Consider the following 10,473-nt stretch of genomic DNA (forward strand, 5'->3'; position numbering starts at 1 on the left):
GTCGCCATAAATGGCGCCCCTACGTTCAACCGGTGCGCATTGATGCGCACCGGGTCAAACTATCACTTTTTATTGGAAATCAGCGTGCCTTTCAGGCCGTGCGGCTCGGAACGCAGATACTGCGGCGGCGCTTTGGCCTGCGCACCCAATTCCGCAGCGGCGTGCCACGGCCAGCGCGGGTCGTAAAGCACCGCGCGCGCCAGCGCGATCAAATCCGCATCACCTCCCTGCAAGGCCTGTTCTGCCTGCTTCGGCTCCGTAATCAAGCCAACGCCAATCACCGGAATCTTCACCTGTTTGCGGATGTCGCGGGCAAAAGGCAATTGATAGCCGGGGCCAACCGTAATTTTCTGCTGCGGTGACAGGCCGCCGCTGGAAACGTGCACGTAATCGCTGCCCGCCGCTTCAAGCTGCTGGCTGAAGACAATCGACTGCTCAACATCCCAGCCACCTTCAACCCAATCCGTTGCCGAAAGGCGCACGCCAACCGCCACCGAGTCCGGCAGGGCGCTGCGCACCGCATGGAACACTTCCAGCGGGAAGCGCAGACGATTCTCCAGCGAACCGCCGTATTCATCCTCACGCTGGTTACTCAGCGGTGACAGGAACTGATGCAGCAAATAGCCGTGTGCGGCGTGCAGTTCAATTAACTGGATACCGAGTTTGGCGGCACGCTGCGCGCTATCAACGAAGGCTTGTTTCAGACGCTCAAGATCCTGTTTTGTCAGTGCCACCGGCGGGCGATCTTCAGGAATAAAGGCTTGCGCAGAAGGCGCGACGGTTTGCCAGCCGCCTTGTTCCAGTGATAGCTGATTGCCACCGAGCCACGGCGCGGCGCAGGACGCTTTACGTCCGGCGTGACCGAGTTGAATACCAAAGGGAATGTCAGAATAGTGGCGGATATCCTGCAGAACGCTGGCCAGCGCCGCTTCCGTTGCATCGTCCCACAAGCCTAAATCACCGGAAGAAATACGTCCGGCCGCTTCGACAGCCGTCGCCTCAATGATCAGCAAACCGGCGCCGGAAAGCGCCAGTTGCCCGAGATGAATGCGGTGCCAGGCGCTGGCTTTGCCATTCTCAGCGGAGTATTGGCACATCGGCGCGATCACGATGCGATTATCGAGCGTTAACTTACCCAGTTGCGTCGCACTAAACAGTAAACTCATTGAAACCTCATCATCAGTGGCTGAATGGCTTTAAGCTTAGGGCCAAAAGCGCATTTTGCAGAGGGCTATGAGTTTGAATGTTGTAGCAAAAAGTAAGTTAAGCGGAATGTGCCCCACAGGTGAAAACCTCAGGGCAATGACTACAGAATAAATTCGCTAAATCTTGTCTGATTCTTAACCAAATAATCGGGGAAATGTTCGGCAGTAAGTTCTTGTTTGCACATTTTTCTGTCACGGCCCCAAATATCTTTGCCATTTTTCAGTGCATCAATAATATGATCGCTATTGTTGAATTGTGGTAAGTCATATTCCGTGTGCGAAATAGAAGACATTTTTTCCGATATCCGCTCTGGTCGCATAATCCATGAAAAGTGCCAGCCTGCAGATGTAATATTTTTATTACGTAGCTTGAAGAGCGTCCATTTCATAAAGCTGGATTTAATTGGGCTTTTTTTTATATTTCGGAAATCTTCTGGTTTACCGGCAAAGAAACCTTTAAGATTTTTAAGTGATGCCGCCCGGGGCAATGAACACACGCGCGGAACGCCATTAGTATTGAAAACCTGCAGATTGAACTGATAATTGTAGAAATTCATGTGCAGCGAGGTGCAAAGTCTGCGCTTATTAATTTTTACTATAACCTTGGGATTGGGTATTTCATCAACGTCGGAAACGATAATAATATCGTCGTCATTGGCGGATTCTAAACCTCTCATGATGGCATTTCGTGTATGGGCTTCGTTCTTCCATGCATTGACGACATTATTTGTGAAAAAGGGCGGCTCGTCATAAACGACATAAATAATCTTATGCTTAAATTTAGCGAATTTATTCACATTGAAATGCAAATTTCGCGGCTTACCGGTGAAAGTATGTGTAGATTCAACAATCACGAAGTAGTCGACGACGTCATTCAAAGTATGTAACCGAATGTCGAGTAACATATCTTCGTCATAGTATAAAAAACAATCATAAATCATAGCGATTCCGCTTAAGCTATTCTGGGTTCATTTGCCCACCTCTGATTGTAAGTATTCTGTCATATATTTATCAATTAATGCTAATAACTGATAAAAAAAAACAACTCACTGTTTTCATTTATGTCGATAAAAACGTCACCGGTCGCCATCCGCAGGCTGTGTCATTACCGGTGCGCACTGCCAACGCATGCGCTGCACGTTGCCAGCGTGCCATCACCTTTTCAACGAAGGAAATTACTTTATACCCACTATTTTGGGCTTAACCGATCGGCATTACCCATGAATGGCGACCCTTATATCTCGATCATTCTCCTCCGGGTGCTATGATCCCCGACTGATCATCGGGAAGTTGCTGGTGAGATGGGGGCGACCCTTGGGCATTAAGCCTGTTTTGTAGATTCATCCCCGGCAACTTTACTCCCGCCTTCAAGACCGGACGGTATCCTGTGCTTCGAGCACGCATCCATAAGGATGGTCATGGCGGTTTCCCTGATGTTGTTAAGGAGAATCTATGCAAACCCGTACGCCCGTTGGTATTGATATTGCCTCGAAAAAGTTTGATGTGGCCGTCTGGAAAGGCGATACGTCATACAAAACCAAAGTCTTCCCTAACACGCCTAAAGGCTTCAGCGCCCTTAAGAAATGGCTGGAGCCGTTCGGCGACTGCCATATCTGCATGGAGGCGACCGGTGCGTACAGCGAGCCGCTGGCCACGTTCCTGCACGATGAAGGCTATGACGTCAGCGTTGAAAACCCAGCCCGCATTAAGCGCTTCGGCCAGGCCGAACTGAACAATATGTCTTGCCAGGTACTGGCAAGACGGTATCTACAAAGCGGTGTTACTTCTGATTCTTACTGGTGAATTCCTGATAATTTTCTTTAGTCACCGTTTGATAAGGCACCCAGTTATAGGCTTCGGTCTTTTTACCGCTCAGCATGTCGTAAGCCACATCGACTGCGCCGGTTGCCTGACCTTTCGCATCCTGGAAAATTGTCACCGCCATTTTGCCGTTCTTAATAAACTGCAAGCCATCTGGCGTGCCATCGATACCGGCGACTAACACATTGCTTTTCTTCAGCTGATCGAGCGCCATAATTGCCCCGATCGCCATTTCATCGTTGTTGGCGATGATGGCATTGATGTCGTTACCATCCTGCAGCCAGGACAAGGTTTTATCGACCGCTTCGTTGCGCTGCCAGTTGGCGCTCTGTTTCTGGATCACTTTTAAGCCGGGATGATCCTTAACATAATCTTCAACCGCTTTGGTACGCTGACGCGCTTCCTCAGTGGAAAGGGCACCCATAAGAATGGCGATATTGCCTTTGTTATCCAGACGCTTGGCTAACGCTTCGATCTCCATCTTGCCGCTTAACGCAGAATCAGAACCGACATAAGCCATTTTGCCGGTCAATTTCACTTCGGGTTTACGGTTGACAAAGATCAGCGGGATATTGGCTTTCTGCGCGGCGGCGATTACTGGCATCACGCCTTGCGTATCCACCGGGTTGATGATGATCGCGTCCGCACCCTGATTGATGAAATCATCCACCTGCTGAATTTGCAGGGACACATCACCTTTGGCATCGGCAAACTGGCTGTTGAGCCCTTTGTCTTTGAGCTGCTTCTCCATCTGACTACGCAGGATGGAAACGAAATTGAGATCGAGGTTAGCCAAAGCGACGCCAACCATGTAGGTTTTCGCCTGGACAGTGAACACACTGAGCAAACCGCAGACAAGCATTACTACCTTGAATAATTTCATTTTTTTATCTCTGTAGGGGAGGTTTGTTTTATTTTGCATCCGGGTGCAAAGTTGGCCGGATTGCTGCCGCTGATTGACATCATGTTCAGAAGGGCAACGCGATGTGCTGTCTTCACTCTCTGGTACGGTTGAAAAATAGTCAACGCAGCAAAAATCGATTTCATCACCACGATCACAAAATCATCACGATTTGCACCCGAGTGCATAATAGAAATGCAACCGGGTGCAAAGTTTGCAAAAGTCGCCTCTTGCTAACGTGTGGAATCACTCTATGCTCACTTTTGCCAGGTAAATTACGGAAGGAAGCCGATGACGAGAACAGTGAAAAAGGCCACGGCCAGCGATGTGGCGCTGCTAGCGGGCGTGTCGAAATGGACAGTGTCACGTGCGTTCATGCCTGGCGCTTCGATTTCCGATAAGGCGCGCGAGAAGGTGATGCGCATCGCTAAAGAGCTGGGATATCGCCCCAATTTGCTGGCGCGCAGCCTGGTGAAGAAGAAGACGCATATCATTGGCGTGGTGATCGACGAGCTAAAGAATCCGCATACGCTGATGATCCTCAATGAAGCCACGCAGCAGCTGCAACGCCGTGGTTACATGGCGCTGATCCTCAACATCACCGATGGCGAACCGTATCGATCGGTGATGACGCAGGCGGATCAATTGCAGATCGACGGCGTTCTGTTTCTCGGCACGGTGTTATCGGCGCAGCTGATTACGCTAGTGGAGGACATGTATAACATTCCGCTGGTGCAGCTGTGTCGCAATACGCATGCGCAGGGCATTGATGTGGTGGCGATTGATGGTTATGCCGCAGGAAAACGAATCGCCGAACTTTTGCTGGCGCAGGGCGCGCAGCGTTTTGGCTTTATGCAAGGTCCGGATACACCGACGTCTCATCTGCTGCGCAAAGAGGGATTTGAAGCTACGCTGCAACAAGCGGGATGCCAGATTAATGTACTGCTAAAAGCGGGCTGTTACGATCGCGCGCGTAGCTGGCAGGCGATGAGTGATTACCTGCAACAGCCGGACGCGCCTGTGATTGATGCGCTGTTCTGTGAAAACGATGTGCTGGCGCTCGGTGCGATGGAAGCAATGCGCGCCGCGCCAAATATGCCCAAGATTGCGGTGGTGGGATTTGATGATATCGAAGAAGCCAGCGCGCCAGGCTGCCAGCTCACCACCTTTAGTCAGCGGATAGATCTGCTGATCGCCGAAGCGTTGAACCGCTTGATTGATGGTCGCGAGGGTGCTGATGAGCGTTGGCGCCACGGTGAAATGCGTGTGCGTCGTTCGCATTTGCGGTCGCCATGAATGGCGACCCTACGGCGTAAAATTACTGCTCGATGCTGGTCAGCAGCGCATTCTGAATAATTCTTTGCGCTTTTAGTGGGTTTTGCTCGCGCTGTGCTTCCTGCAAGGCGGCGATATCCAGCTTATCCAGCGCGCGATAAATATGTTTGAGGAAGCGGATCGACAGATTTGCAGCTTCGACATGATCTTCGCGGAACGGGAACTGATCGAGTTGCCATACGCCGTCCCAGTTGTTGATCTTCAGTACATAGAAGAATTCGAAAATCTCGGTCATGTGCACGGTGCCGACCACCAGATCGTCATCCCAACCGCGCAGGTTGTCGTTGACGTCCATACCAAACAGGCGGCCGCGATCGATAATCAGCTGGGCGGAATCCGCTGGCGACTCCCCAGCAAACAGCGCCTGACCGAAATCGAGCAATACGCCGACGTTATCGAGGCCAATGTCCTCGATGCCAAGCAGCGTACGCGCCGCCGAATCCCAGGTCATTTTCACACGCGGTTCACGCGGTTTGTACTCAATCGCAAATTTAACGTCAGGATTGGCGCTCGCCAGTTCGCGCATGCCATCCACCGCCATCTTCCACAAGTTTTTATGATCGACCTGGAACGGATAATCCCAACCGTCCTGACCTGGCCAGACTTTCACGTAGTTAGCGCCCAACTCACGCACCACGGTGGCGGCTTCATGCATCAAATCAAACGCCTGTTTGCGAATGGCAGCGTCCGGATTGGTAAAGGCACCGCGTGAGAAGCGACGCAGGTAAATTTCTGGCGTGACGCCGATTGCTTTCAATCCGGCATCGGCCAGCGCTTGTTTCACCTGCGCGACCGTGACGCCTTCAGTGAAGGGATAGGGCACGTCAACGTAGGAAAGATCCTCAACGCTGCCAGCGAGTTTAATCTGCTCAAGCGTACTGAGCGCCGGTCCGTAACCATCTACGGCGTAGCGATCGATATAGTTGGCAAAGTGCCACAAGCCGGCACCGAATTTCGGATACGTGTAGGAACTCATTCGACCTTCTCCTCAGATGATTGCATTTGTGAATATATATTCACATTGGGTTATATATTCCATTCTGCACCTCGATGTGCGCACTTAACCAGCAATCAGTGGAGAAAATGCAACCACAATCACACAAAATCACTTAAACCGTAGGGTCGCCATTCATGGCGACCAGGTTTGTACAAGGTTGGTGGCGTAATGCTTGTGAATCGGTCGCCATGAATGGCGACCCTACGTTTTACATCTTTGCCTGATAACCCATTCGGCTTAACCGGCTGAATAACTCTTTATTATTGGCGCAGTTAAGCTTGCGAATAATACTTTGCCGGTGATGGCTAATGGTTTTACAACTGAGATGCAGTTTATGCCCGATATCGGTGAGATTGCTGGTTTGCCCCAACATGCGCAATAAGCCAAATTCACGCGGTGAAAGGGTTTGTTTGGTGCGGCGAACACCAACAGCGAACTCTGCGAACGATTCCAAACCTAATACCGCATCAGAAAGCTCCTGCAGGCTGCATTTTTTTGAGAGAAAAGTAACGCCCGGCAGCACGCCAACCACATAACTGATGACCGCTTTCTCATGCAGATCGGTGAGCACGATAATCCGCGTGGCGGGAGATGAGCGCTGTACTTTGAGTAACAGCTCGGTGAAGTACTGCACATCGCGTCCATAAGCGGTTAATTCGCTAATGAGCACATCGGTTCGTGCCACTTTGCTCAATGCTACATCCATATCATCACTTTCGATGTTTTTGACCTGAATGAGCTTCCCGGCAAAATAATGCGAAATCCCTTCAGTAATCCATTTGTTATTGTCTATCAGCGTTAATGACAACATAGTTATCCCCATCCTTATTATGCTGCTATTAAAGCGCGATGGCGGCGCGATAAATATCGGACCAGGGAGGGAGGTTTGTATGAAATTTCCTAAATTCGTCTTTGCGCATTTTTAGGGCAGAGACTGCACCAACAGCTCACCTTTTACTCTTTTTGCTACGTACTTGATTCCGCAAGTCTCAACCCAAAGAAAGAAATTTTCGATGAAAAACCCACCAATTCCTCACGTTAAGAAATATTGCTAGCAATAAAGCTAGAGTGGCATATCCCTTGCTTTACTCCTGACATCGCAAGATGTGTGTTCAATCAGGAGGCCTTTATGTCATCGCCGCAGGTTATGTGGAATATCGCCAGCCATCAGCGTTACGCCTACAGCTCAATCGAACATCAGGTATTGCCCGTGTGGCCAAAAGGTAAAGGTCTGGCGCTGTATATCGCCATGAATCTGGAGCATTTCGCGTTTGGCTTGCCGGAAGGCGCGAAGCTGTCGCAGGGGGCGAATCGCCTCGACGTGCTGAACTATGCGTGGCGCGACTACGGCAATCGGGTCGGCGGCTGGTATCTGGCCGATCTGTTTGCCGAACTGAGTATTCCGCCAGCGGTTATTGCCAACACCGCCATCATCGATTATTGCCCGCAGCTGCTCGATCGCTGGGTAAGCCTGCCCGGCAGTGAACTGATCGGCCACGGTCATACCAACTCGCAGCGTCAGGGCGAACTGAGCCGTGAAAATGAGTTTGCGCTGATCGCCCGCTGCCAGCAGCGACTCACCGAATATCAGCAACGTCCGGTGGCGGGTTGGCTGTCGCCGTGGATCTCCGAAAGCCATGACACGCCCGACTTACTACGCCAAAACGGCTTCAGCTACACCCTGAACTGGGCGCATGACGATCGTCCGGTTGCGCTGCAAACGTCGCACGGCGATCTGCTGTCGGTGCCGTATCCGCAGGAGATCAACGATATTCCCACCATCATTCCTAATGGCACCTCGATTGAAACCTTCTGCAGCATGATCGAAAGCCAGTTCGCCGAGATGAAACTGCGCGCCGAACAGCGCCCGCAGGTGATGGGCATCGCGTTGCATCCTTACATCGTCGGTCAGCCGTTCCGGCTTCATCACTTGCGGCAGACATTAAAGAACATTATCGCGCAGTGCGAAGACGTATGGATAACCACGCCTGGCGAGATCGCCGCGCATTCACTGAACGTAACCAACAACGTCGCCTGATATCATTGGAGAACAGCATGACCGCAGCATTAACAGCAGTAGAGATCGTGAAAGAGTTTCTGGCGGCGTCGATGGCGCCGGACCCAGACCGAGCCGCCGCGCTGATGGCCGCGGACGTGGTCATCACCTTTACCGGCAAGCGCGTGATGCCCACCGTACATGGCGTCACCGCGTTTAACGCCGGGCGCTATCAATGGGTGAAAAAGCAGCTGGGCGAGTTTGACTGGATGGAGAAAAGTCCCGGTCATGTGGTGGTCTACTGCACCGGTTTTCTTTATGGCGTTTGGCCGGACGGACGTGAATTCGCCGGTAATCGCTACCTCGACCGCTATGAAGTGATGGCGGGGCGCATTACAAAAATGGATGTGTGGAACGACAGCGCCGAGTGGATCTTGACGCCAGAGCTGAATCAATCACCACGTTAATAACAAACAAATCAACTGGCATTGGCTTTGCATGCATTGCTAGCAATAACCTTAGCAAACTAATGAGAGATCAATGATGAAGCAACTTTTTCTGTCGTTGTTAGTAGCAGGTTCGTTAGGTATGGTCAGTCACGCGGCGCTGGCGGAGAACGTGGTGCGCTGGGCAACCGATGCCGATATCCCAACGCTGGATCCGGATGCCTACGCATCCACCAAAGCGCTGACCTTCCAGAATCACATTTATGAATCGCTGGTGCAGCGTGATAACGATTTAAAAATCCAGCCGTGGCTGGCGCTGAGCTGGCAGCAGATCGATGACACCACGCTGCGCTTCAAACTGCGCGAGGGGGTGAAATTTCATAATGGCGACGAGCTGACGTCAGAAGATGTGGTGGCATCGGTGGCGAGGGTAACGGATCCGGCTTCGGGTATTCGCGCGAACGCCTCAACCATGAAAGACGCGGTGGCGGTCGACAAATACACTGTGGATATTCATCTGGTGAAGAAAACCGGCATCGCCATCAACGAGCTGACCGGCGTGATGATCATGGATAAGAAATGGCTCAGCGAGCATAACGCGCTGAAGCCTACCGATATCAGCCAGGGCACGGAAGGTTACGCCACCAACAATACCAACGGTACCGGACCGTTTATTTTGCAGAGTCGCCAACGTGATACGCAGATGGTGCTGATACGCAATCCCAACTGGTGGAATGCCGCTGCCGGCACCACCAATATCGACAAAATCATTTTCAAACCAATCTCATCCGATGCCACGCGTCTTTCTGGCCTGCTGGCGGGTGAATACGATTTAGTGACCTCGGTACCGCTGCAGGATATTCAGCGCCTGCAAAACAATCCTGCCGTGCAGCTGCAGGTGAGCCCGTCGTTACGCGTCGATTATCTGACGCTCAACATGCGCGACACCCTGAATGCCAAAAACGCCAAAGCAGAAAACCCACTTAAAGACATTCGTGTGCGTCAGGCACTGTACATGGCAATTAATCGCGAGGCGATCACGCAAAAAGTGATGCGCGGTCTGACTAAACCGACCAATAACTATCTGGCGCCGGATATTCCGGGTTATGACGCTAAGGCGGGCGTGGATTATCCGTACGATCCGGCGAAGGCCAAAGCGTTGCTGGCGGAAGCCGGTTATCCGCAAGGCTTCAACCTCAACTTTGATTGCCCGGAAGGCACCTACATTAACGCTCCGCAATGGTGCCAGGCGGTGCAGAGCTACTGGTCGAAGATTGGCGTGAAAGCCGCGCTGAATGTGCATCCGGCCAGCGTCTATGACCCGATTCTGGTTAATGGCCGCACGGATGTCGGCGTGCTCGGCTGGGCCAACCTGCCGATCATGGATCCCTACAGCGTGGCGGTGCAGCTGCTGCACACCAGTAACGGGAAAAGCCTCGGCACCTTTAACATCCCGCGCTACAGCAATCCGGCGGCGGACTGCCTTATCTGCCGATGCACTTTGAACCCACCGTGTGGGCGATGAGCAAAAAACTGACGCTGAAACAGACGCCAGATAATGTTCAGCGCCTGTGGTACGGCAAGGTTAGCAATTAAATCTGCGAGGTCGCCATGAATGGCGACCCTACGGGAGGCCGTTATGGTGTTTTTTGTGCGCAAGTTACTGCAGGCATTTATGTTGCTGGCGGGTGTGGCGCTGCTGTCTTTTGTTCTGTTTCAGTATCTTGGCGATCCGGTAGCCAGCATGCTGCCGGAGAGCGCCACAGAGGTTG

The 10,473-nt window shown here is 51.9% G+C and carries 10 protein-coding genes and 1 pseudogene; 6 read left to right on the forward strand and 5 right to left on the reverse strand.

The genetic code is table 11. The features are described 5' to 3' along the window. Positions 1–62 precede the first annotated feature (62 nt). Positions 63–1,166 (reverse strand): NADH:flavin oxidoreductase/NADH oxidase, encoded by a 1,104-nt coding sequence (locus tag RTM06_RS21130; protein ID WP_312184611.1) that lies wholly within the window; start codon positions 1,164–1,166, stop codon positions 63–65. Positions 1,167–1,306: 140 nt separating this feature from the next. Continuing rightward, a complete protein-coding gene (locus RTM06_RS21135) occupies positions 1,307–2,146 on the reverse strand; it encodes a benzoate transporter (protein ID WP_256698720.1) in 840 nt (279 codons plus the stop codon). Between the two features lie 511 nt (positions 2,147–2,657). Here RTM06_RS21135 and RTM06_RS21140 point away from each other — a divergent pair. Next, positions 2,658–3,008 (forward strand): transposase, encoded by a 351-nt coding sequence (locus RTM06_RS21140; RefSeq protein WP_312184612.1) that lies wholly within the window; start codon positions 2,658–2,660, stop codon positions 3,006–3,008. Here RTM06_RS21140 and RTM06_RS21145 read toward each other — a convergent pair. Next, complete coding sequence (locus RTM06_RS21145; RefSeq protein ID WP_312184613.1) at positions 2,986–3,909, reverse strand: substrate-binding domain-containing protein; 924 nt, start codon at positions 3,907–3,909, stop codon at positions 2,986–2,988. The genes RTM06_RS21140 and RTM06_RS21145 overlap by 23 nt on opposite strands. Before the next feature lie 309 nt (positions 3,910–4,218). Here RTM06_RS21145 and RTM06_RS21150 point away from each other — a divergent pair, with 309 nt between their 5' ends. After that, entirely contained in the window at positions 4,219–5,223 is a 1,005-nt protein-coding gene (locus tag RTM06_RS21150) for a LacI family DNA-binding transcriptional regulator (protein WP_312184614.1), read from the forward strand. 22 nt (positions 5,224–5,245) lie between these two features. On the opposite strand, the gene RTM06_RS21155 is transcribed toward RTM06_RS21150, so the two are convergent. Together RTM06_RS21155 and RTM06_RS21160 are read right to left on the reverse strand one after the other, a co-directional pair. Then, positions 5,246–6,238, reverse strand: coding sequence for a sugar phosphate isomerase/epimerase family protein (locus RTM06_RS21155; protein ID WP_312184615.1), 993 nt, complete (start codon positions 6,236–6,238; stop codon positions 5,246–5,248). A gap of 229 nt (positions 6,239–6,467) precedes the next feature. Then, positions 6,468–7,070, reverse strand: coding sequence for a LuxR C-terminal-related transcriptional regulator (locus RTM06_RS21160; protein ID WP_312184616.1), 603 nt, complete (start codon positions 7,068–7,070; stop codon positions 6,468–6,470). A gap of 318 nt (positions 7,071–7,388) precedes the next feature. On the opposite strand from RTM06_RS21160, the gene RTM06_RS21165 reads away from it, so the two are divergent. The 4 genes and pseudogenes from RTM06_RS21165 to RTM06_RS21180 form a co-directional block, all read left to right on the forward strand. After that, positions 7,389–8,297, forward strand: coding sequence for a polysaccharide deacetylase (locus RTM06_RS21165; RefSeq protein ID WP_312184617.1), 909 nt, complete (start codon positions 7,389–7,391; stop codon positions 8,295–8,297). A gap of 17 nt (positions 8,298–8,314) precedes the next feature. Beyond that, positions 8,315–8,722: a nuclear transport factor 2 family protein gene (locus RTM06_RS21170; RefSeq protein ID WP_312184618.1), complete on the forward strand. Its 408-nt coding sequence runs from the start codon at positions 8,315–8,317 to the stop codon at positions 8,720–8,722. 73 nt (positions 8,723–8,795) lie between these two features. After that, positions 8,796–10,226, forward strand: a complete 1,431-nt coding sequence (locus RTM06_RS21175) for an ABC transporter substrate-binding protein (protein ID WP_312184619.1) — start codon at positions 8,796–8,798, stop codon at positions 10,224–10,226. Between the two features lie 114 nt (positions 10,227–10,340). Then, positions 10,341–10,473: pseudogene (locus tag RTM06_RS21180) on the forward strand (ABC transporter permease); the annotation flags it as partial.

Source organism: Pantoea sp. CTOTU46764 (assembly GCF_031974595.1).
GTDB classification, from domain to species: Bacteria; Pseudomonadota; Gammaproteobacteria; order Enterobacterales; family Enterobacteriaceae; genus Pantoea; species Pantoea trifolii.